At 40.6% G+C, this 23,576-nt stretch carries 18 protein-coding genes and 1 tRNA gene; 9 read left to right on the plus strand and 10 right to left on the minus strand.

Annotated elements, in window-relative coordinates; translation table 11 throughout:
- Window positions 1–4: 4 nt before the first annotated feature.
- Window positions 5–1,879 carry a CocE/NonD family hydrolase gene (locus tag CLV32_RS20700; protein WP_133558864.1) on the minus strand — a complete coding sequence of 625 codons (1,875 nt, stop codon included), beginning with the start codon at window positions 1,877–1,879 and terminating at the stop codon, window positions 5–7.
- Between the two features lie 131 nt (window positions 1,880–2,010).
- Here CLV32_RS20700 and CLV32_RS20705 point away from each other — a divergent pair, with 131 nt between their 5' ends.
- From CLV32_RS20705 to CLV32_RS20720, 4 genes are all read left to right on the plus strand, one after another.
- Window positions 2,011–2,427, plus strand: a complete 417-nt coding sequence (locus tag CLV32_RS20705) for a GtrA family protein (protein WP_133558865.1) — start codon at window positions 2,011–2,013, stop codon at window positions 2,425–2,427.
- A gap of 3 nt (window positions 2,428–2,430) precedes the next feature.
- Window positions 2,431–4,086 carry an ArnT family glycosyltransferase gene (locus tag CLV32_RS20710; protein WP_133558866.1) on the plus strand — a complete coding sequence of 552 codons (1,656 nt, stop codon included), beginning with the start codon at window positions 2,431–2,433 and terminating at the stop codon, window positions 4,084–4,086.
- An 80-nt stretch (window positions 4,087–4,166) separates the two neighbouring features.
- Window positions 4,167–5,573: a dihydrolipoyl dehydrogenase gene (gene lpdA / locus CLV32_RS20715; protein ID WP_133558867.1), complete on the plus strand. Its 1,407-nt coding sequence runs from the start codon at window positions 4,167–4,169 to the stop codon at window positions 5,571–5,573.
- 88 nt (window positions 5,574–5,661) lie between these two features.
- Window positions 5,662–6,837, plus strand: coding sequence for an MFS transporter (locus CLV32_RS20720; protein WP_133558868.1), 1,176 nt, complete (start codon window positions 5,662–5,664; stop codon window positions 6,835–6,837).
- Window positions 6,838–6,908: 71 nt separating this feature from the next.
- Here CLV32_RS20720 and CLV32_RS20725 read toward each other — a convergent pair whose 3' ends face one another.
- The 5 genes from CLV32_RS20725 to CLV32_RS20745 all read right to left on the minus strand — a co-directional run bounded on the left by CLV32_RS20725 (window position 6,909) and on the right by CLV32_RS20745 (window position 13,896).
- A complete protein-coding gene (locus CLV32_RS20725) occupies window positions 6,909–10,118 on the minus strand; it encodes an efflux RND transporter permease subunit (RefSeq protein WP_133558869.1) in 3,210 nt (1,069 codons plus the stop codon).
- A 24-nt stretch (window positions 10,119–10,142) separates the two neighbouring features.
- On the minus strand, window positions 10,143–11,210 hold the full coding sequence (locus tag CLV32_RS20730; protein WP_133558870.1) for an efflux RND transporter periplasmic adaptor subunit: 1,068 nt from the start codon (window positions 11,208–11,210) through the stop codon (window positions 10,143–10,145).
- A gap of 2 nt (window positions 11,211–11,212) precedes the next feature.
- Window positions 11,213–12,547, minus strand: coding sequence for a TolC family protein (locus CLV32_RS20735; RefSeq protein ID WP_133558871.1), 1,335 nt, complete (start codon window positions 12,545–12,547; stop codon window positions 11,213–11,215).
- A 19-nt stretch (window positions 12,548–12,566) separates the two neighbouring features.
- Window positions 12,567–13,175 (minus strand): TetR/AcrR family transcriptional regulator, encoded by a 609-nt coding sequence (locus CLV32_RS20740; RefSeq protein ID WP_133558872.1) that lies wholly within the window; start codon window positions 13,173–13,175, stop codon window positions 12,567–12,569.
- Window positions 13,176–13,287: 112 nt separating this feature from the next.
- A complete protein-coding gene (locus tag CLV32_RS20745; RefSeq protein WP_133558873.1) occupies window positions 13,288–13,896 on the minus strand; it encodes a TetR/AcrR family transcriptional regulator in 609 nt (202 codons plus the stop codon).
- Window positions 13,897–14,038: 142 nt separating this feature from the next.
- Between CLV32_RS20745 and murB the strand changes: the two genes are divergently transcribed.
- The 3 genes from murB (at window position 14,039) to CLV32_RS20760 (ending at window position 16,117) form a co-directional block, all read left to right on the plus strand.
- Window positions 14,039–15,058 (plus strand): UDP-N-acetylmuramate dehydrogenase, encoded by a 1,020-nt coding sequence (murB, locus tag CLV32_RS20750; RefSeq protein WP_133558874.1) that lies wholly within the window; start codon window positions 14,039–14,041, stop codon window positions 15,056–15,058.
- A 164-nt stretch (window positions 15,059–15,222) separates the two neighbouring features.
- Entirely contained in the window at window positions 15,223–15,753 is a 531-nt protein-coding gene (locus CLV32_RS20755) for an RNA polymerase sigma factor (RefSeq protein ID WP_133558875.1), read from the plus strand.
- A 136-nt stretch (window positions 15,754–15,889) separates the two neighbouring features.
- The gene (locus CLV32_RS20760; RefSeq protein WP_133558876.1) at window positions 15,890–16,117 is read left to right on the plus strand and encodes a cytochrome b5 domain-containing protein; all 228 of its coding nucleotides are present in this window, start codon (window positions 15,890–15,892) and stop codon (window positions 16,115–16,117) included.
- A 33-nt stretch (window positions 16,118–16,150) separates the two neighbouring features.
- On the opposite strand, the gene CLV32_RS20765 is transcribed toward CLV32_RS20760, so the two are convergent.
- A complete protein-coding gene (locus CLV32_RS20765) occupies window positions 16,151–17,071 on the minus strand; it encodes a PfkB family carbohydrate kinase (protein ID WP_133558877.1) in 921 nt (306 codons plus the stop codon).
- Window positions 17,072–17,213: 142 nt separating this feature from the next.
- Between CLV32_RS20765 and CLV32_RS20770 the strand changes: the two genes are divergently transcribed.
- A tRNA-Asn gene (locus CLV32_RS20770) sits at window positions 17,214–17,287 on the plus strand.
- A gap of 142 nt (window positions 17,288–17,429) precedes the next feature.
- Here the strand turns inward: CLV32_RS20770 and CLV32_RS20775 are convergent.
- The 3 genes from CLV32_RS20775 to CLV32_RS20785 form a co-directional block, all read right to left on the minus strand.
- The gene (locus tag CLV32_RS20775; protein WP_133558878.1) at window positions 17,430–18,521 is read right to left on the minus strand and encodes an acyltransferase family protein; all 1,092 of its coding nucleotides are present in this window, start codon (window positions 18,519–18,521) and stop codon (window positions 17,430–17,432) included.
- Window positions 18,522–18,686: 165 nt separating this feature from the next.
- Complete coding sequence (locus tag CLV32_RS20780; RefSeq protein WP_133558879.1) at window positions 18,687–20,009, minus strand: hypothetical protein; 1,323 nt, start codon at window positions 20,007–20,009, stop codon at window positions 18,687–18,689.
- Window positions 20,010–20,028: 19 nt separating this feature from the next.
- Window positions 20,029–22,428, minus strand: a complete 2,400-nt coding sequence (locus tag CLV32_RS20785) for a TonB-dependent receptor (protein WP_133558880.1) — start codon at window positions 22,426–22,428, stop codon at window positions 20,029–20,031.
- A gap of 77 nt (window positions 22,429–22,505) precedes the next feature.
- Here CLV32_RS20785 and CLV32_RS20790 point away from each other — a divergent pair, with 77 nt between their 5' ends.
- Window positions 22,506–23,504 (plus strand): helix-turn-helix transcriptional regulator, encoded by a 999-nt coding sequence (locus CLV32_RS20790; RefSeq protein WP_133558881.1) that lies wholly within the window; start codon window positions 22,506–22,508, stop codon window positions 23,502–23,504.
- Window positions 23,505–23,576: the final 72 nt, after the last annotated feature.

The following is a 23,576-nucleotide window of genomic DNA, read 5'->3' on the forward strand; positions in this document are numbered from 1 at the left end:
CTTGTTATGGTTTTAAAATGGTAACGGTGAGGGCAGAGGCGTGTGTCGCGTCGTGATAAATTCGATGTGTTGCTTTTTTGAAATCAGCGTCGCTGGCTTGGTAGATGTCCATAAATTGCTGTGGGTTGCGGTCTACCAATGGAAACCATGAATTCTGTACCTGGATCATAATTTTGTGTCCTTTTTTAAAGGTATGTGCAACGTCTGGAAGGGTGTAGTTAACCGCGGTGACCTTTCCGGGGATGAATGCTTCTGGTTTTTCGAAGCTGTTTCTGAACTTCCCGCGCATTACCTCGCCTCTGACAAGCATTTCATAACCACCCATCAACAGCCCTTTAGGATTGGGTTGTGGATCAGCTGCATCTTCAGGATACACATCAATAAGTTTTACTACGTAATCAGCATCCGTTCCGGTGGTACTGACCTGTAGCTTTGCCATTAAAGGCCCAGTGAATGTCATGTCTTCAGTTAGTGTTTGTGTCTGATAAACTTTAACGTCTGGTCGGCGGGCAGCAAAACGTTGATCATCGATCATGTATTCGCGACTGCGTCTTGCCCGTACACCATCCTGATGCGGAACAGGATTGGCCGGATCACTAACATATTCATCCCAACTATCACTTGTAGACGGAGCTGAGAAAGTGAGCAGGCCGTTTGGTTGGAAATATAGCGTTTTTTGTTCTATGTCTTGCGGAGGCCATGTATTGAACTTTTTCCATTCATTGCTGCCGGTAACGAAGATAGTTGCCTCTGCAAGATTTGACACGGCACCATCTTTCAGGTACTGCAGAAAGAATGGAAGCTCTACATTCTTCTGATACCAGTCGCTGGTAGGTTGTCCAAATTGGATATCGCCAAAAAAAGCACCAGTACTTCTTACCCATCCGCCATGGAACCAGGGGCCCATAACCAGATTGTTGTGTGTTGCCGGGCTTTGTTTTTCGATAGCTTGATAAGTATTTAGGGCGCCAAATGCATCTTCAGCATCAAAGAATCCACCAACAACAAGCACCGCCGGTGTGATACCCTTTAAGTGTGGCCTGATGTTGCGGACTTTCCAGAACTCATCATAATTACCATGATCCATCATGTCGTTCCAAAATTTCATGCTGTCTGCAAAATATTTCAGCTTTACATTTTTCAAAGCACCGATGCTTAAAAAGAATCTGTAATCATCTTTAATCGGGAAGTTAAATGGCTTAGGGCCTTTATCGGGCGTAATAGGTTTAGGTCTTGGCACACCAAAGCTGCTGTAGAAGTTAAATCCGTCGGCCAGGAAAAATGCACCGTTATGGTGGAAATCGTCACCTTGAAACCAATCTGTTACAGGAGCCTGAGGCGATACTGCCTTTAGTCCGGGATGGGCACCAGGAAGGGCCGCGGTAGAATAAAATCCCGGGTACGAAATTCCATATAATCCGGCTTTACCATTATTCCCTGGAATATTTTTAATCAGCCAGTCGATCGTATCATAGGTGTCCGAGCTTTCGTCAATATCCTGCTTTCCTTTTTTTTGATCAATATGTGGACGCACGTCTACAAACTCGCCTTCGCTCATCCATTTTCCACGCACATCCTGATATACAAAGATGAACCCTTCACGAATAAAGCCTGGCGAAGGGCCCAGTGTAGTTTTGTATTTATCCGCGCCGTAAGGAGCAACGGTATACGGTGTCCGATTGATCATAAACGGGTATTTTTTCGTCTGATCTTTGGGGGTGTAAATCGCTGTGAATAAAGTTTTTCCATCACGCATGGGAATACTACGTTCAATTTTTGTGTAGTTGTCTCTCACGTAGGCAGAGTCTGTTTGTTGCGCAAACAAGGCTGTCGCCGATAGCAGCAGCACACAAATGCATATAAGTTTAATGCGGGTCATGGGTTTTGATTTAGCATGATAAACCTACAAATAATAGGTGTAAATTTATAACGGGCTGCGGATATGATAGAATTAATATCTTTAGGAGCTGGAATGATTATATCTTTGCAGGCTAGTATTGATCATGATATATGGGTTTTAAAAAGCTCCCCTTCAGCTTTCTTTCTTTAATTAAATTTGGACTAACCGGACTGTCGGGACTCCTGATCGATTTTTCTTTGACATGGTTACTCAAAGAGGAATTACGTGTTAATAAATTTATTGCCAATGCTGTTGGGTTTACGTTTGCCGTGCTCAGTAACTATTTCATCAATCGATTCTGGACATTCGGTAGTGTAGATAAACAGCAAGTGAGCAAACAGCTTAGCGCATTTGTTCTGGTGTCCCTTTTTGGCCTGGCACTCAACTCTGGATTTATATATCTGTTTACCACGGTATGGATGCTTGATTTTTACATTAGTAAAATAATCGCCGTTGTACTGGTTTTTTTCTGGAACTTCAGCGCTAACTATTTTCTGGTATTCAAAGCAGGCAAACAAAAACAATAACATATGGAGCATACGATGAAGGCAAATGAAAAATGGTTGTATCTCTGTATTGGGCTGGCTGTGTTTCTCAATTTTACCGGACTGTTTGTCACCGTGATGGGTCCGGATGGGGCGCTTTATGCCTCCATTGCTAAGACTATGGTTTGGCGCAATAATTTTATAGATATTTTCGTTGATGGACGTGACTGGCTGGATAAACCGCATTTCCCGTTTTGGGTAGCTGCTTTGTCATTTAAACTTTTTGGTATAACTACCTGGGCATACAAGCTCCCAGCTGTTTTGTTTGTGTTGATGGGTGCTGTGTATACCTATAAATTCGCGCTCGAGCTATATACCCGGCAAATTGCACTTTGGGCTGTTCTTATTTTGCTTACAGCACAACATATCCTGATTTCTAATACCGATGTTAGGGCAGAGCCTTACCTCACCGGACTAATCATCGGCAGCGTCTATTATTTTTATAAGGCACAACAGAAAGCATGGTTGATACCGCTCGTAACAGGCGCCTTATTTGCGGCCTGCGCAGTCATGACTAAAGGTGTTTTTGCCGTCATTCCGATAGGTGCCGCCATCATTGGTCAGTTGTTGATCCATAAGGATTGGAGGGCAATGTTCCATCTCAAATGGTTGTTAGCAGTTGTGCTGGTTGGCTTATTTATCCTTCCTGAACTTTGGTGTTTGTACCAGCAGTTTGATCTCCATCCCGAAAAGGTAGTGTTTGGCCAGACGCATGTATCGGGACTAAAATTCTTTTTCTGGGATAGTCAGTTTGGGCGTTTTTTCAACAATGGGCCGATCAAGAAATCTAATGGTGACTTATCTTTCTTTATACATACAACATTATGGGCTTTTCTCCCCTGGTCGCTATTATTATATATTGGTTTAGTTCAGTTTTTCCGGTCAAAAGTTAAAAGCACACAACAGAAGGAATGGTATTGCATGTGTGGAGCAGGACTTACGTTTCTGGTATTTTCTATTTCTAAATTTCAGCTACCCCATTACATTACCATTATCTTCCCATTCTTTGCTATCCTTACGGCTCAGTATATTGTGAACGAAGGTTACCGTTTCAAATGGGTTAGGGGTATTCAGATTTTTGTAATGTGCGCTATGGTACTGATCTTAGGTTTGCTTCAGTACTTTTTCCGTCCTGAACAAATTGGCATCTTCGCAATGATCTGTTTTCTGGGAGCGATATTACTATTCATTGCCTTGAGTTTAAAAGGAGAAGCGCAAAGTCGGGTTTTCTTTCAAACTTTTGCCGTAGCCCTGCTTGTTAATTTATATTTCAATCTTGCCTATTATCCGCAACTGCTCAGGTATCAGTCCGACAGCATGGCTGCGTTCTGGATTAACAAGCACAATCCATCACACTTACCATTAGTGCAGGTAAAGAATGGGTCTTCGTATGCGCTGGATCTATATGCCGATCAAAAGGTATATCCTTACCATCTTGGCGAAAAGACAATACTACCCAAAAGGCCCTACCTTCTTTTTGCCGAGCGCGCTGCGCTCGATGAGTTGCGGGCCAAAGGACTGAAAGCTGAAATAGTCCAGTCATTCGAACATTTTCATATCACTTTGGTCAAACAAAAGTTTCTGAACCACAGCACCCGCGCTAAGGAATTGGGGTACGCTGATGTTGTGCTCGTAAAATAACAGTATCCTGCAATAAAGCAGGATTGCATGCGGAATTTCTTTGGAGGTTTATTAACTTTGTGTTACAAAAAAAACTCATTATGCAATACGATGTTGTCGTTATAGGTTCTGGTCCCGGTGGTTATGTAGGCGCAATCAGATGTGCGCAGTTAGGCTTGAAAACAGCTGTTATAGAAAAGTATAAAACTTTTGGTGGTACGTGTCTGAATGTAGGCTGTATCCCTTCCAAAGCGTTACTTGATTCTTCTGAGCATTTTCATAATGCAGCACATACGTTTACAACGCATGGTATCGACTTGAAAGATCTGCAGGTAAATATGCCTCAGATGATCGCAAGGAAAAATGATGTGGTAGCTCAAAATACCGCAGGTATCACGTACTTGTTCAAAAAGAATAAAATTGACAACTTTGAAGGTGTTGGGTCTTTTGTAGATAAAAACACGATCAAGATTACCAAAGCTGATGGTACCACAGAAACAATCACAGCAAAAAACGTAATCATTGCATCAGGTTCTAAACCAACTGCTTTGCCATTTTTACCTATCGATAAAAAACGTATCATTACTTCAACTGAGGCATTAAATATTGCAGAAGTTCCTAAAAATATGATCGTTATAGGCGGTGGTGTTATTGGTCTTGAACTTGGATCTGTGTATGCAAGACTCGGTACCAAGGTTTCTGTTATTGAATTCCTTCCGTCATTGATCGCTACGATGGATGCTGGTTTAGGTAAAGAATTACAACGTGTGCTGAAAAAATCACTCGGTATGGATTTCTTTATGAACCATAAAGTTACCGGAGCAACAGTTAAAGGTGATGTTGTTACCGTTACGGCAGAGAATGCAAAAGGCGAGCAAGTGAGTTTTGAAGCCGACTACTGTATTGTTGCTGTAGGTCGTACTGCCTATACCGAAGGACTGGGTCTTGAAAATATTGGTATTAAGACAGAAGACAGAGGTAATAAAATCCCGGTAAACGAACATCTGGAAACGAGTGTTCCTGGAGTGTATGCAATTGGTGATGTGATTAAAGGTGCTATGCTTGCACATAAAGCAGAAGATGAGGGTATTTACGTTGCAGAGCGTATTGTGGGTCAAAAGCCGCATATCAACTATAATCTTATTCCAGGTGTAGTTTATACCTGGCCGGAGGTTGCTTCTGTAGGATTTACCGAAGAGCAGCTTAAAGCAAACGGAGTAACTTACAAAACAGGTTCATTTCCTTTCAAAGCTAGTGGAAGGGCTAAAGCAAGTATGGATACCGATGGTTTTGTTAAGGTATTGGCTGATGCCGCTACAGACGAAGTTCTTGGAGTGCATATGATTGGTCCAAGAGCGGCGGATATGATTGCTGAAGCTGTTGTTGCCATGGAATTCCGTGCTTCTGCAGAAGATATCGCACGCATCTGCCATGCGCATCCTACATACACTGAAGCCTTAAAAGAAGCTGCAATGGCTGCTACGGAGAACCGCGCGATACATATCTAGGCGCAGGTTCATCATAAAATATATTTAATATTCTAGATAAAGCCTGCGGACAACCGCAGGCTTTATCATTTAAAGACGATTACACCATATGGATATAGAAAATCCTCAGCCCGGTAAACTTCTTTCATCACGCAACCGCACCCGCCTGGCGGTTTCGTTATTTTATTTCGGTCAGGGCATTTGTTTCGCCTCATGGGCAAGCAGGATACCTGATCTAAAACATACCCTTAATTTATCCGATGCTCAATTGGGTTCTGTGCTGCTGGCACTGCCCCTGGGTCAGTTATTTACGATGCCGATCTCTGGTAAGCTGGTAACAGCTTTCGGCAGTCGGACAGTACTGATTGCTACAGCTCCTTTATACGGCCTTGCGCTTACAAATATCGGTTTGTCTACTTCGATATGGCATCTTGCATTTTTCTTGTTCCTGTTTGGAGTTGCTGGGAATATGTGTAATATTTCCCTTAATACGCAAGGCGTAGCAGCCGAGCAGATGTATGGTAAGCCAATTATGACGTCGTTCCATGGCGCTTGGAGCTTGGGCGGCTTTAGTGGTGCTTTATTTGGGTTATTGGCCGTAAATCTGCACCAGCCCCCATATATCCATTTCTGGATAATTACTGTTGCTGTGTGGGTGCATATCCTTATTAATTATAGGTTTCTGGTGCCAGGACAGAAGCCTGTGGCCTCTCCAGAACGTGGCAAATTATTCCGAATGCCTGAGGGCATTCTAATTCAGCTCGGTGTAATTGGTTTCTGCAGTATGGCTACCGAGGGGGCAATGTTTGACTGGAGCGGAGTGTATTTTAAGGAAATCGTAAAAGCTCCAGTTGCCTACGTTGTGCTTGGGTACGCTTCTTTTATGATCATGATGGCTACGGGACGTTTCCTGGGCGATAAAGCGATTGCCAGATTTGGACGTAAACGCTGGCTTCAGATTAGTGGTGTCTTAATTTCTGGGGGAATGTTTCTTTCAGTGTTTTTGCCTTACCTCGTTCCTGCAACAATTGGATTCATGCTTGTCGGAGTTGGGGTTTCTGGAATTGTGCCTATGGTATATACTATTGCGGGAAACAATAAGACGGTTGCACCGGGCATGGCACTGGCCATGGTATCTGGTGTAAGTTATTTTGGATTTTTGTTAGGCCCTCCGCTGATCGGTTATATTTCAGCATTGGCGAGTTTAAGGTATTCGTATGCAATAATAGGTTGCTTTGGTATCTTCATAACCTTTATTGTTGCCAAGATAAGTGCGATCAGATAAACTTGTCTGATACAAACAAGTTAAACAAAAAAGGAGCCTGGTAGGCTCCTTTTTTGTTTAAACTTACAAATCTAAGATTTCGATGTACTATGAGCTGCATCTATATCGTATTCCAATACATCTTTATGATCGTAATGTTCAACCATCAGTTCGTCGATAGTTTTACCTGGTTTATTAAAGCCAAGTTTATCCAACATAATATCGAATATTAAATATACCACCGGTACCACAATCAAGGTTAGGAACAATGAGCTTGTTAACCCACCAACAATAACCCAGGCTAATCCGTTTTTCCATTCTGCACCTGCGCCACTTGCTAAGGCAATAGGAAGCATACCGAAGATCATTGCAATGGTTGTCATCAGGATCGGACGTAAACGTGCATGGTTGGCTAAAACTAAGGCCTCAATTGTTGATTTACCTTCTGCTTTCATGTGATTCGTAAAGTCGACCAGAATGATCGCGTTTTTCGCTACCAGACCCATTAGCATAATCAAACCTAAGATTGTGAAAATACCGATCGAATTGTTTGTTAATGCTAAGGCAAGGAAGGCTCCGATAAATGCCAACGGCAGTGAGAACATAACCACCAGAGGATAAACAAAACTATCATAAAGCGCAACCATGATGAAATATACCAGGATGATTGAGGCAAGTAATGCGATGCCCAGGGTACCAAATCCTTCACTTTGATTTTCCTGATCACCTGCCCAGGTGTAACTTACACCAACTGGGGTTTTAAGCTTGCCGTTCTTCTGTAACTCCGCTAGTTTTTCCTGAAATTCAGCAACCACCGTTCCTGTTGGACGCCCTATAGATTGCGCTTTAACAGATACAGAAGTGGATTTGTCAAGACGTTCTAACTGACTTGGTCCGGAACTTTCGGTTATGGATGCAAATTGAGAAAGCTTGATTGACTCACCTGTAGCGTTTACAAAATTTAGGTTTCTTACGTCATCAATGTTTTTACGGTTAAAATCCTGGTATTGGATATTAATGTCGTACTCGTATTCTCCTTTTCGATATTTTCCGTCGGTATTACCGCTAAAAGCCGTCTGCATTGTAGTACCTACAGTTTGCAACGTTAGTCCCAACGCAGACATTTTATCACGATCTACCTGTACGTTAATCTCAGGAGTTCCTTTTTCTACAGATAATTTAATTTCAGTTGCACCTTCTATACTGCCAAGTACTTTTTGCGCACCTTCGGCATATTTTAAAGCACTGTCAAGGTCGGAACCCATTACAACCAATTGAATAGGTGCATTTTCAGCGATACCTAGAATACTAATTGGAACAGTTTTTACTTTAGCTCCGACAAGTTGTTTAGCCAGTGCGCGACTGATTTTTGTAGCATAAATATCTGAAGAGACTCCTTCACGCTTATCGCGTTCCACCAATTTGACATTGATTTCTGATTTATATGCTGTAGCTTGTGTTCCACCAAAATCGCCACTCGCCTGACCAACAGTTGTGATCAATTGTGTGATTTCCTTTTGTTTATGCAAAAACTCTTCCGCCCTTTGGGTAAACCCATTTGTTTGTTGTAAAGAGGCATCTTTTGGCAACTCAATTTGAATTAAGAATTCACCTTTATCTGATTTCGGGAAGAACTCAGATCCAATAAATCCACCTACAGCCAGATACATGGCAGCAAAAAATAGAATAATAACTGTAAATATTGTTCTTCTTTTATGATTCAGCGACCAGGTAAGGATTGCTGTAATCCAAAGTGTGAACTTTTTGAGTTGTTTTTCGAACCATAAAATAAAACGGCCAAATACGTTTTTGCCTTCTATATGCTCGAGTTTACCGAATCTCGAGAATAACAATGGAACAATAGTAAACGAAGCCACCAAAGATATTAGTGTTGCGATAATAACAACCACACAAAACTGGCGTAAGATATTAGACACCAGCCCAGAGCTGATCGCAATAGGGAAGAATACAACTACAATAACAAGTGTGATCGATACAACCGTGAAACCAATTTCTCTAGTTGCATCAGATGCCGCTCGCACTTTGTTTTTACCCATCTCCATGTGACGCTGGATATTCTCGAGCACCACGATGGCATCATCGACAAGAATCCCGACAACCAGTGATAGACCGAGTAGCGACATGAGGTTTAAGGTAAATCCGAAAAGGCTGATACCGATAAAGGTCGCAATTAATGAAGCCGGTATAGATACCATTACGATTAGCGCATTACGCAAACTGTGTAGGAAAAATAGCATCACAAAAGCAACAAGTACTACCGCAAGAATTAAGTCGTGGATTACAGCATCTGCAGATTCAAGTGTAAAAATTGAGCTGTCGTTTACAATTTTGATATCGAGTTTATTTCCTGCATACTCAGTTTTTAGCTTCGCAATAGCAGCATGAACACCCTTACTAACTTCTACTGCGTTTGCATCACTTTGTTTTATGATTTGAATCGCGATTGCACCTTTTCTGTCGATTCTGGCAAGTTTTTCAGTTTCTTTTTGTGCATCCTGTACATCGCCTACATCTGACAAACGAATTTGTGCACCATCTTTACCAGTTGTTAAAACTAGATTTCTCAACTCGTCTATATTCCTATATTTTCCTGATAAACGAATTAATACATCAGAATTTTCCGTTTTGACACTTCCTGTAGGGAAATCCAAATTCGAACTTAGGATCATTTGCTGTACCTGAGGCACAGAAAGATTATATCCTTGAAGTTTGTTTGCATCTAAGGCAACTTGGATTTCGCGTTCCGATCCACCAATTAAATTTACCTGAGCAATACCTGAAACTCTAGAAATTACAGGCGCAATCCGCTTGTCAATTAAATCATAAAACGTAATATCGTCCATGTTAGCCGACGCCGACATTGTGATTACTGGTAAATCATCCAAAGAGAATTTACTTAAGGAAGGTGTTTTAACATCTTCCGGTAAATCAGCCAGAATCGCATTCACTTTACGCTGTGCATCATTTAAGGAGATATCGATATTCGCGTTATTCGTTAGCGTAATCGTTACTGTCGATAAACTTTCAAATGATACTGAATTAATTTTCTTGATATTTTCCATCGAAGATACCGCATCTTCAATTTTTTTAGTTACCGTATTTTCTACTTCATTAGGAGACGCTCCAGGGTAGATGGTTGAAATAGAAACAACGTTGTTTGAGAATTTTGGAAGTAATTCGTAGCCCAACGAAAAGTAACTAAGTAGCCCCAGCAAGGTAAGTGCAGTGAAAACTACAATTACAAGCGATGGCCTTTTTATAGATATATCTGTTATCTTCATTTTATTTTATTATTTCGTAAGGTGTTATTTCACTACACTAACAGCCATGCCGTTTGCCAAATTGATTTGACCGCTTGTTATTACGGTTTCACCTTCTTTTAGTCCATCAAGGATTTCTACATTCTCGCCCAAAATACGACCTGAAACTACAGTTCGGGTTTTTGCAGTATTGTTTGTTTTATCCAGAATGTAAACTTGATTGCTGCTTACGCTACCTACAAATGAAGTGCGTGGAATAAGGATACTTGGTGCCTGTTGAGGGAAATTGAATACGGCAGTTCCGTACATCCCTGCTTTTAAGCTGCCTTTATTGTTGTTTGCTACCTCAATTTCTATAGGAAAGTTTAGGGTCTCGTCGGCTTTAGAAGCAATGAAAGTTATTTTTCCGGAGAATTTGTCACTTGGAAATACAGACGATTTGATGTTGATCTTATCTCCAACTTTAAGGTTGGCCACTTGTGATTCATTCACATTGACTCTCAACTTTAAGCTGGAAACATCAACTAATTCGAATAGTTTAGTGCCCTGGGTATTCACAAATGCACCGACCTCAATATATTTTTTGTTTACTATTCCGTTGATTGGAGATTTAATGTTTGCATCACTTAGCCTTCTCTGCGATGCCTGTAAGCGCAGTTTTGCGTTTCTGGTAGTTAATTTTGCTTGATCTAACTGTTGTTGTGTTACTCCACCAGTGCTGAAAGAACTTTGATACCTAGCTTCATCCTTCAATGCATTCTGATAGGTTGCTTCGGCAGTTTCTCTGTCGGTATTTATAATCTCGGCATCAACACGAGCTAATACCTGACCCTTGGTTACACGATCACCTTCTTCAACATAGATAGCTTTAACGCGGCCTGCATTTTCCGACAAGAAGTCGATCTCTTTTTTAGGAATGAAGTTACCGTTAGCGCTGAAATCTAAGTCGACAACTTTTTTCTCTACATCTGCTACACGAACGGAAATAGCACCACTTCCTTCAGCAATGAATGCAGTTTTCTCGGCATTTTTCTTTTTGTTGTTTGTAAGCACGAGATAAATCCCGCCAAGGGCAACAACTAAAACTACGATTATGATAATTACTCTTTTCATGTCTATTTTAATAGTGATTTTATATTTCCGTTTGATTTGATTAATTGTATTTCGGCGATGCGGTAATTAAGCAGTGCCTGGGTATAGCTGTTTTGCGCATCAGTTAATGCATTTTCGGTATCCAGAAGATCTGTCAATGCTGCCAATCCATTGTTGTAGTTGTTTTGTGTGCTCTTGTAAATTTCCTGAGCAAGCGTAACATTTTGACGTTGAGAATTGATGGTGTTGATGCTGTTCCTGATTTGGATCTTTGCATTTTCGTAAGCCAGATTCAACGAGTTTGATGTTTGTCTTCTGTCTTCATCAGCCTTCAGGATATCAACATTAGCCTGTCTTACTTTAGATCGGGTGATGAATCCGTTAAAAATAGGAACTTTTAACGTGATACCGATTGCCGAAGCATCATACCAGAATGCTGTGCTGTTTTTGCTTTTGAAAAGATCAAATTTATCGCTCTGCCCGGTATAAGAATAGTTTCCTGTCAGGGATAGATTTGGGTAGTATTCAGAAAGGTAGGCTTTTCTTTGCAATACCAATAGTTCTCTTTGAATATCCAATAACTGCATTTCAGTTCTGCCTTTCATGTTGAGACTGTCAGGGAAAATTTCCGATGACTGCACCTCGGTCAATTCTGTTGCGGGAAGAACGATCTCTGTTGCTACCGGCATGCCCATATAGAATTTCAATTGATTTTCCAGTTGATTAACGCCATTTATCGTTTGCTCGCGTTGCGTTTCCAGATTGGTTAGGTTTACTTTGATCCTGTCTACATCAATCTTCTTGGCTAATCCATTTTGATATTGATTGGAAATGATCTTTTGAATGATTTTGACATTTTTGATATTGGTATCAATCACATTGAGCTGCTGCCTGTTTACGAGTACCTGATAATAAGCGTTAGCTACTTGTTCTATTACCTGTTCTTCAGTCAGATTTGCCGAAAGGTTGTAATAGCTTTCGCTGGTTTTCGCAGCTTTCAGGCCTGTAAATACAGTCTGGTTAAACAGTTGCTGGCTCAACTGAACACCTGCGGAGGCATTCCAGTTACGTCCGAGCTGGAAACTCATGTCGCCAACTACCAACTGCCCGATGATCGGGTTATAAGTAAGTGAACCATTACCAGTTATTTGTGGTAGCGCCTGGCCTCTGATTTCTTCCGTTTTGTAACGGCCGCCATCAATATCAAGCTTAGCCTTACGCACATTCACGCTGTTTTGTACAGCGTAGGTTACGGCTTCTTTCAAAGTTAGCCTTTGCTGTGCCCAGGTTAGGTTTGATAGCAGTAACCCCAGAAGTATGAGCGAGGTTAGTCTTATCGATTTAGTGATTTGATTCATTCTTATTTGTTTTGGAGTATTATTTTTTTAAACCGTTAATGAAAATGCCGGATAAAGCGATCTGCTTATCCAACATGTCTTTCAAGTCCTTTTTGTTAGGGAAAAGTTCTTTATTGCCATGCATAATACATAGAGAGGTGATGCCTGACTGACTAGCCAAATACAGTTCAGTTACTTTAGGCACGTCAATAGCTTTAATTTCACCCTTGTCTATGGCATTTTGAAAAATCTGACCGTGAAATTCCAGGCTTTTTCCTTTCATAGCTACGATATGCTCGCGGAGTTCAGGAGAATTTAACGAAGAATCTGGGCTCCCGCCACTTAAATGCAGCATGTAATACCGCTGGAAGTAATGATGGCCAGTATTGATGAAATTAACCAATGTCTCTTCAAGTGCTGCGTCACGGTGATATACTTTGCTTAACGCTTCGAAATAGTCTTTGAAAATTTTATCTACAACACCAAGAATCAAGCTGCTCTTGTCGGGGAAATAATAATATAAGGACGGTTTTGAAACCGAGAGATCATCTGCGATCTCATTCATCGTTGTTTTATTAATGCCGAAATGAATGAAACGCTTTATAGCCCCCTCAATAATCAGCTCCCTCTTTTTATCTGTCTCTACCATTCTACTGTTTTACTTTCTGACTTTTTTATTTGTAAGGTCAAAAATACGACACAGAAAATTGGATCAGCAAATTTAACGAGCTAAATGATTAATATTACAATTTTATGACTGATTAATTTGGTTTTAATCCCGATAAAAAGATTTCTGCAAACTTTTTCTCTTTGAAGAAGATTTGCTTGAACTGATCTTTGGTAGGGAAAATCTTGCGTTCTTTATTTAAGATATTAAAATGAATGCCCGTCAATGCTTCAACGAAAATTTCCGCAGTGACTTGAATATCATCAATTTTAAGTTCTGACGATGAAACGCCGCGTTCGAATACGCCTACAATGATTTTCATTTCAAAATCTTTGGCCCTATTGAATTTCTCCAGTAAGTCTGCTGGTAATTCTGCCGGACCTGCCATTTTAGTGAATTCTATCAGATTGTAATATTTTTGGATATATCCCTGACGTTTCTGTAATAAAGTCAGGATTCCCTCGGTGCAAGTCGCAGTTTTCTCAACAGATTTTAACAGGTCTTTGCTAATGGTGTGCATCACATTTTCGATCACACTTACATACAAACTCAGTTTGTCAGGAAAATAATAATATAAAAGTGCTTTGGAGAATGAAATATCTTTCGCTATTTCAGTCATAGTAGTTTTTGCAAGTCCGTAATGCGCAAATCTTTTTAACGCAGCACTGATGATCAATAGTTTTTTCTTGTCGTGGTTTTCCATACTAATTATCCCCGAGTGTTCCCGCTTCCCTTCTTGTCTGGGTACAATCGACACGTAAATTATGAAAAAAATTAAACAAACTTTAAGATATTTATTGCCCTGCATAACATTTATCTTTGCTTAAAGTTTTAACGGAGTTACTATGAATCCTTTGATAAAAGAAAACCAATCACTTAAAAGTAGCAACACATTCGCTATTGATGTCAATGCCAGGTATTTTGCTGAGATCAATTCAATAGCTGATCTGCACGAATTGCTAAATAGCACTCAAATTCGTACTGAAGCATTGCTTATTGTTGGTGGTGGGAGTAATATTTTATTTACAAAGGATTTTGATGGGCTTGTAGTTAAAATGAATATCCATGGTATCGAGGTAAAAGAGAGCAGAGATGACGTGTTTGTTAACGCCGGAGCGGGTGTGAAGTGGCATGATCTGGTTTTGTTTTGTGTGAAGCACGATTTTGCAGGCATAGAAAACCTGAGTCTGATTCCTGGTACTGTTGGCGCGTCACCGATCCAGAACATCGGTGCCTATGGTGTTGAGCTGAAAGACGTTTTCTATTCTTGCGAAGCAATTGATATTGCTACAGGTGATATTCGTACTTTTTTTTATGAAGATTGCCGATTTGGTTATAGGGAGAGTGTTTTTAAAAATGAATATAAAGGCAAGTATGTCATAACAAGTGTGTGTTATCGCCTAAGTAAAGTTCCTAATCTCAATATCCAGTATGGAGCAATAGCTGCCGAACTAAAAGCACGTGGAATTCTCGAGCCTACAATAACTGATATCTCTACTGTTGTTTCAGCAATCAGGGTATCGAAATTGCCTGATCCATCCACCATTGGTAATGCGGGAAGTTTTTTTAAAAATCCAGTAATCGATGAGGCTAGTTTTGTCCCTGTGCTTGATGCTTTTCCAGATGTTGTACATTATCCTGCCGGGCAAGGGCTGGTTAAGCTGGCTGCAGGATGGCTGATTGAGGCGTGTGGTTTTAAGGGAATGGTATCCGGACATACCGGTACCTGGAAAAACCAGGCGCTGGTATTAGTCAATCATGGTGGGGCTACTGGTGCTGAAGTGTATAATTTCTCAGAAACAATTATTGAAACAGTACAGGCCAAATTTGGTATTCGCCTGGAACGGGAAGTAAATATTTTGTGACAATGGTCTCAAGTTGTTCATTATCAGTTTGATTTTGTTCGTTTTAGTCACGTCCCTTTTCTTTGGTACATATCTTGTATAAGGATTAACAGACAGATTTAAACATTTAAGGAGAGCCACTTTATTCCTTTCTTGTTAGTCTTAACCCTTAAAATTAAAACATTATGACCAAAAATGAATTTAATCTCCAGTTAAACAACCATTCGGGCTCCCTTCAGTCATTCGCTTTAAATTTTACTAAAGATATTGAAGATGCCAATGATTTGGTTCAAGATACGATGTTGAAAGCTGTAACTTATTATAGCAAATTTAAAGAAGGTACTAATTTAAAAGGGTGGTTGTTTACCATCATGAAGAACACTTTCATCAACAATTATAGACGTCTGGTTAAAACAAATTCATTGATCACGCAGTCAGACGAAATCTCTTCATCTAACTTAAGATATAGTGCTACAAAAAATGCCAGTGATAGTAAATTCATTATCGGCGATATCAACAAAGCATTGTCTACACTTCAGCCTGAATATTATGTGCCTTTCATGAAATATTTTGAAGGGTATAAATATCATGAAATTGCTGAAATGTTAGAGATACCTATTGGAACAGTAAAAACAAGGATTCATGTAGCACGTCAAATCCTTAAGAAATATTTAAAAACATATTCTAAAGATATTCTTGGTGCGGATATCGTTTAGAAATATACACATCTATCTGTTAAGAGCGTTTGCCTATAAGCAAGCGCTTTTTTTGTGCGAAAATGAAAGCTGATTAGTAAGGTCAAAAAGCTATTTTTGATCTTTATTCAATATACAATCACCATTATCCGCTTAAATGCTTAACTATACCAAACAGCAGCTCGCGCTTCGAAACGGGCAGGACAAACCAGAAATTTGGGTTGCCTATCTTGGCATAATCTACGATGTTACCGAAAGCAGGTTGTGGAGGAACGGTAAGCATTATGAGCATTGGGCAGGGCAGGACCTTACTGAAGAAATTGGTGATGCGCCACATACTGCCTCCGTATTTGAGAAATTTGTGGTAGTGGGAGCTCTAGTATAAGACAGCAGCTCATTGCTGAGCTGCTGTAAGTTTTTAGTTTTCGATTGTAAAAGAACTCAGGCTGACAAATTCCTTAATTCTTTCAGCAATTTCTGCTTCTGATAAATTCAAAATTCTTTCTGTACCAAATTTCTCCACGCAGAATGATGCCAGGGCTGAACCGTAAACAATTGCATTTTTCATATTGTTGAAGTTAATCGTTCCTACCTTTGCGAGGTATCCGATAAATCCACCGGCAAAAGTATCACCAGCACCAGTCGGATCAAAAACCTCTGCCAATGGCAATGCTGGCGTAGAGAATACTTTATCTTCATGAAATAGCAATGCACCATGCTCACCTTTTTTAATAATCAAGTATTTTGGACCCATCTCCAGTATTTTCTTAGCAGCCTTCACTAAAGAATACTCGCCAGATAATTGACGTGCCTCAGCATCGTTAATTGTTAAGACGTCAATTAGCTTAATGGTCTCCAATAAATCATCCATCGCTACATCCATCCAAAAGTTCATTGTATCCAGAACAATCAGCTTTGGTTTGTTTTTAAGCCTTTTGATAACGGTTTGCTGAATTTGAGGAGTAAGGTTACCCAACATTAGATATTCGCAATCCTGATAGCTTTCAGGGATCACAGGATCAAAGTCTGCAAGAACATTCAACTCGGTAACCAATGTATCGCGACTGTTCATGTCATTGTGATACTTACCAGACCAGAAAAATGATTTCTCTCCGGCTTTGATTTGTAATCCTTCGGTATCTATGCCGTGTGTGTCTAACAGGTCGATGTCCTTTTTTTGGAAGTCATCACCCACAACTCCGACAATTTTAACCTTATCGTAGAAGTAAGAAGCGGCTAAACTTGCATATGTTGCGGCTCCGCCGACTATTTTATCCGTTTTTCCGAAGGGAGTTTCAATAGCATCAAAAGCTACAGTTCCTATGATTATCAGGCTCATATAAATTAGTTAAAATTTTTTTTTATTTTTTTCACTGCAAATATTGCATAAATAAATTAAAACCCCTAATATTGCATTCCCAAAACGAACGAAGGATATCAACTTTAAAGACTTCCAGAAGCCGTTTTCGGATAACCAGTACTCCTTCTTAGCTCAGCTGGTTAGAGCATCTGACTGTTAATCAGAGGGTCGCTGGTTCGAGCCCAGCAGAGGGAGCAAAAATACAAGCCTTACCATGTCCGGTAAGGCTTTTTTGTTTTCTGGACTTTTTTTATCGCCTGGCCGAGGCGACTGATATTTTTAATCAAGCTAACCCTGACACATACTTTGATCCGCTGGCGTAGAATTTTTTACTAAGTCAGGGGTTGCTTTTCACCCGCATATTACTAAAATATTTCCTTACCGGGATATCGTAAAATACCATCACTAAATAAGCTATTCCGGTTAACAAAATCAGGCCAGTGATGACTATGGAAGCCAGTTGCATTAAACCCGGCTTATGACTGTTGTAATAGTTGCCAAACATCCATAACACTACATAATGTGTCATATACAGGGGATAGGAGATCTTTCCTGAAAATAGACAAAGCTTTTTCAAGTCAGGGGCTAAAATAGCGCCCGCGCCTAAAGCAATCAGCAATGGAAAGTAAAATAAAACTATGAAAGGTTCTGATAACCAGTTCCATTTCGAAAAGGGCATCACAAAAGCGAGGATCAATAGCACGCTAATACCTATAAACCCCAGTTTGTTTTTGATGATCCAGTTGGAACGGTAAATCAGCAGACCCGCTAAGAACGAATACGAAATCCGTGTACAACCGTCCCAGAAAGTTGGACCACTCCAGCCACCCAACAAATTACCGGATCGGTAACTTACATAGCAGATAGCAATAGCCGAAATTACCAGCAACAACAAGAGGTAGCTGCGGCGTATATTATAAAGTACAAACGCATAGGCGATATTGGCAATATACTCCCAAAATAATGACCAGGATGGCGCATTAAAGCTGAACAGGTTGAATCCGCGGTCGGCAATCACCGGCAATGGAATGAGTAAGACAGAACAGATAAATGTGAGTATAATTTTTCCAGTACTGTACAGTTCTGGATGACCACCAAATGGATCAAATAGAAAGGCCAGCAGGCCTAGCAATGAGCCGGCAATGACCAGCGGGTGTAGCCTGATGATTCTTGACTTGAAAAACTCGAGAATCCCGATTTTTGCCAACCTATCATCGTACGCATAACCAATCACAAATCCCGAAAGGCAGAAGAAAAAATCTACGGCCAGGAAACCATGACCGATAAAATTTTTACTGGCGTCAGTATAAATCCATTCCATAAAATGAAAAGTTACAACAGCCAGTGCAGCAACTCCCCGTAATCCATCAAGGATCTCGAAATGTTGCTTAGTTTTTAGATTCGTCGTGGTGCTTTCGTTTCTATCCATTCCATTTATATACCACCGTGATCAGCAGAATAAGCATCATCACTGAAAAGTTTGTAGGTGTTCAGCATCACAATTTTAGATAAAATAAATGATTTAATTTATGCGTAAAAAAAAACGGGCCCTCAAAAAAGGAACCCGCTCATTCAAAACAATAGCTTAAAGATTTTAGAATACACCGATATAGTGATTTCCAGCTTTGTTAACCAACTTGGCACCTTTGGTAAGCGTACCTGTTCTGCTGTTCATAATGTAGATGTTACCATCTTTACCAACAGGAGTTACTGCTACAAATACTTCGTCTCCGTTTACCACAAAGCCCTGATATTGGTTAAAGCTCAAATCGGCATCGTCAGGGATAGCTACTTTAGTTGCAGTGCGCGCATTAAGGTCCAGGCGGGCAATATAACCACCTTTGTCGGCTACACTATAAACGGCATAACCGATTCCGTTTCCTGCATATCTCCAGGCCTCAACATATGTTCCTGTTACACCCAGTGCTGCATCTAAACTGAATACATAAGAATTGTCATATTCATTGCTCTGGTTTATTTTAAGAATATGAGAACCTGCAGTTCCATTCTGTGTTGCCTGGTAAATGTTCCCGTCTTCACCTAAAAATGCGTTGAAGCTGCGGTAACCATTCGTGTTACCCTGACTAACTGTAGAATTGATCAGCTTTGGATTTTTCAACGAAGGATAATCAACAATTACAGATTTTGCACCGATTTTAACAGCACCTGTATTGTCAGTAAGGCCAGTTGCCGGGTTATATTTACTTTTTGAAGCGCCGATGATCAGTTTATCTCCTGCTTTATTCAATACTGGTGCATCTAAACGGCCGATATAAAAACCTTGTGCTTCTTCGGCAGTAGACAATGGAATCTCATACTGCTCATAGGTTTTGATGCCTGCAGCCTGTAAGTTTAACGATAAGACAGTCGATGTGCCCCGGGCATATCTGTAGGTTGTTCCATTTGCTTCAGTGGTGATCTTCACATTTGAAACATTTACAGCAATACCTGTTTGGTCATTGTCAAATAACTTTACCCATCTCGGAGATGCAGTAGCATAACTTGAAATATTTACTTTATCAGCCAATTCAGTGTAGCTGGCACCACCGTTCACTTTATATTTAGAAAATTCTCCTCCATTAGGACCAGTGTATGCAATATTGAATAAGGTGCTACCATCGATAGAAGATTGTAAACGAGCAGTACGTTGTGATCTTACCGGAAAACCATTGTCATATACACTGATTGATTTGTCAGGGTTTTTGGCATCAGTTACGCTTACCGAATAAACCATTGTGCCGCCATTACCATCACCAGGCGTAGTGCCCATCAACGCTCCGGAAACAGTAATCCAGCGATTTGCATCACCAAGATTTTCCTCCGGAGTAGTTGTTTCACTGTCTTTAGAACAGCCAGTAACGGTTACCGCTGTTGCAAACGCTCCAAACATCAGGAGTTTTAAGAATTGCTTTTTCATGTTATGTTTCGATTTGATTTTAGAAATTATTTATGTTGTAGGTGAATTTTAAATAAAATGCTCTTCCGGGTTTCTGGGCTGCGAAGTTATCGTAGGCTTCTTTGTCAAAAATGTTCTTGGCATCAAAGCTCAGGACCATCTTCTGGTTCGGGAATCTGTAGCTCGCTCCCAGGTCCTGGATAAATTGGGTAGGGGTAACATTAAACTCATCTCGTTTAAGCTGCCAGATTGTTTCAAACGGATGTACATAGCCAAAGTTGTAAAATACATTCAGCACCGATTTCTTCTGCAGCGCATTGTTGAAACGGTATTGAACATTGCCATTAGCAGTAAAGAAGGGTTCATTAGGAATTTGCTTGCCATCAAACAGAGACGCTTTGTCCTGAAGCAAAGCATTGAACTTCGACATATTCAGCACAACATTCAGCTTACGATAAATATAATTCAGCTCAGCCTCGAAGCCTATGGACCTCACGCCCGAAAGATTTACATTGTTGGTAGTCTCCATATTGGTTACACTTCTGTCGCTGGATAGTGCAACAATCTTATCCTGCGTGTTCCGTATAAAACCAGAACCCGAAATAGAGATGCTATGTGCATCAAACTGATATGCTCCGGCACGGAATCCGAGATTTAGATTATCGCTGATTTCAGGCTTGATGGAGGGGTTGGCCATAACGTTGTCAGACTGGTTACCAAATATCTCCTGCTCTCCGGGCATCCTTACGGCTTTCTCTGCCGAACCGATCAAAACGAAATTAGGTTTCAAAGAATATGACACCGCCAGCCCGTAGCCTGTAGTATTTCTGTTATCGCTGGTAACACGTTCTACCCGAGTGGGCTGGCCATTTACAACCTGCTGAACGGGATCCATCCTGTCAATTTTCTGCTGATAATATTTGGCAAATAAATTAGTCCTCAGCCGATGATCAAAAGCCTCCATTTCATAAGATAAAGCAGAAACGTTTTTTGTCAGATCGCTGGTAGATAAGTAATTTCGCTCCAATACAGTTCTCAGCTCATCAGAATCCTGACGATCAACAACATAAAACATATGGTTGAAAACCACTTTGTGGTTAGCTGCGATGTTATAACTCAGGCTGGCTCTTAGCGTAGCAATTTGCCTGCTGATGGTATTCATGGTGGGTGCTCCCTGCTGCGCTCCGGTTAATGTGCGCAATGGAATACCTCGGATTCCAATTACTTTTTCTCCATTCCAGTTATATCTATAGCTTACCGTATCCTGGATATATTGCTCTCTGTCGCTATAAACACCATTAAAAGTAAAGTTTAACCCCTCCAGTAGCAGGTTATTTTTCCTATAATCCACACCAAATACCTGGGCTTTTGATTTTGAAAACCTACCCATATAAGGACGACTCATGTACTGACCGTGCTGTACTTCATCATAAGTGTCTGAAATGTTGTAGTTCAACATCAGGTTATCTGCCCACTTAACGTCTGTATAACCCAATTCGAACCGGCTGCCATACGACTTATAGGCATCATTAAATCTTTTTCCGCGGGTCTCAACCATTTGCCCGTTAGGCAATTCATTTCTTACAAATTTCCCACGAACTTCGTAGTCGTTATCAGAGTAACTGTAAAAACCGGATCCCCGTAGCGTTAAACCGGTTTTCGGATCCCGGTATGTTCCACTTAAGTCCGTCTGTTGGGTGTTAAATGAGCCATAAGATGCCGAAGCAATCAAGTTGTTGCGCATCCCGCCTTTTTTGAGGATAACATTGATCCCCCCACCAAGGAAGTCTCCTGCCAGGTGTGCCGGTAATACACCTTTATAAACCTCTATTCGCTCTATAAGCGCCGGTGGAATATTATTCAGGTTAAAAGATGATCCGTATGTGGAAATCTCTATACCGTCTATAAAAACACCAATTGCCCGTCCCGACATGCCATTTAAGTTATAGGTAGCACTGGATCCCAGTCCCCCGCTTTGGCGTACCCTAACGCCAACTGTCCTGTTTAACAGTTCATTGGTCTGCAAATTTCTTAATGATGCTTCTTTGGTATCTATTACATTAACCGAAAAGCCCGAAGTTTCTATCTTTCTTTTTTCTGTCTTACCTTGAACAGTAACCTGGTCCAGTTCCCTATGACTTCTATCTTTAACACTGATGTTGATGCGTTCTGAAGATCCTGCGATCTTGATTTTCATGCTCTTAAATTCTGTCACGATTGAACTTATATTCAGCGTGTACGAGCCATATACCATCGATCTGATCTCATAATTTCCGTTATCATCGGTCATTGTCTTTCTGTTTAGCTCCTTCAATTCTACCGTAGCACCAGAAACTGGTTTCTGGTTGTGATCTGTCACCTTTCCAGATAGGTTGCCCAACTGGGCAGATGCTATTTTAGTTAAACAGAAAAATATAAAGAGGAGTAAACAGTGTTTCATTGATTAACAGTTTTTTAAATAATACTTTAGAATAAGTCTTAATAAGACTAACTTCGCTGCAAAGATAGAAGCTGAATATGACGCAATCGGGAGTAGAAATAACGCTAAAGGGAGAATCTGATCTGATGCCAGACAATGTATTCTCATTCCATAAAGCCACGGCAGTGAGCTACGCGGTCGATACTGAAGATAGAAGCAGAATAGAAATCCGTATGTCTTATCCGGGTGATCAAGAAGAAGAAACCTTTCAGATGATATTTGTTTTAAAAGGAGATATCAGTTTCACAAAACGAGGGGATGGGATGGTTTCCAGAAATATCGGCGCCCAGCAGCATAACCTATGTCGTTTGGAGTCAAAATCTACCAGGATGTTCATGAGTACCCCGGACGACGAAATCCTATGCATCAACCTAAGTGCAACTTTCTTAAAACGTTATATGCTAAATGATCATCCGGCATACCGTACGTTAATGATGCCTGGCGATGCAGAAATGCCGATAGCGCTTTTGCCAACCAATATGCATATCACACCCGAAATCAACGCAATCTTACAACGTCTTTCTCATGCTGCCGAAAGTGCATTCTGCGATCAATTGCTACTTGAATCAAAGGTGATAGAGCTATTGGCTTTGCAAATCTCCCAATTTGAGAAAATTCCTGATCATGCCAGTACCACAGCGCATCTGAAAAAAGAAGAAGTAGAAAGAATGGAATTAGTGAGAGGCATCTTGATCCGTCAAACCGGTGAGCTATTGTCATTGAGAGCCTTAGCCCACCTGGTGGGAACTAACGAATTTAACCTCAAACGTAATTTCAAGGCTGCTTTCGGTAAAACCGTATACGGATATCTAAATCAGTATAAAATGGAGCAAGCTAAGTCCATGCTGATTACGGAGGAAATGACGATCAGCGAGATTGCCGGCAGAGTAGGATATAAACATGCCACACATTTTACCAATGCATTCAAAAAATACTTCGGATATCTGCCAAATAAAATAAAAGCCGGAAAACTGGCGCTCCTCATTTTTGTTGAAGATTTTTCCTTTATTTCTGAGTACTTCGGACTGTTGTCCTAGCTAACTCATTCTTCAAATACATCAATCATTCCCATTTTATATAGGAGTAAATTAAAATTAATATTCAGGATA

Origin of the sequence: Pedobacter duraquae, assembly GCF_004362245.1 — a bacterium.
GTDB classification, from domain to species: domain Bacteria; phylum Bacteroidota; class Bacteroidia; order Sphingobacteriales; family Sphingobacteriaceae; genus Pedobacter; species Pedobacter duraquae.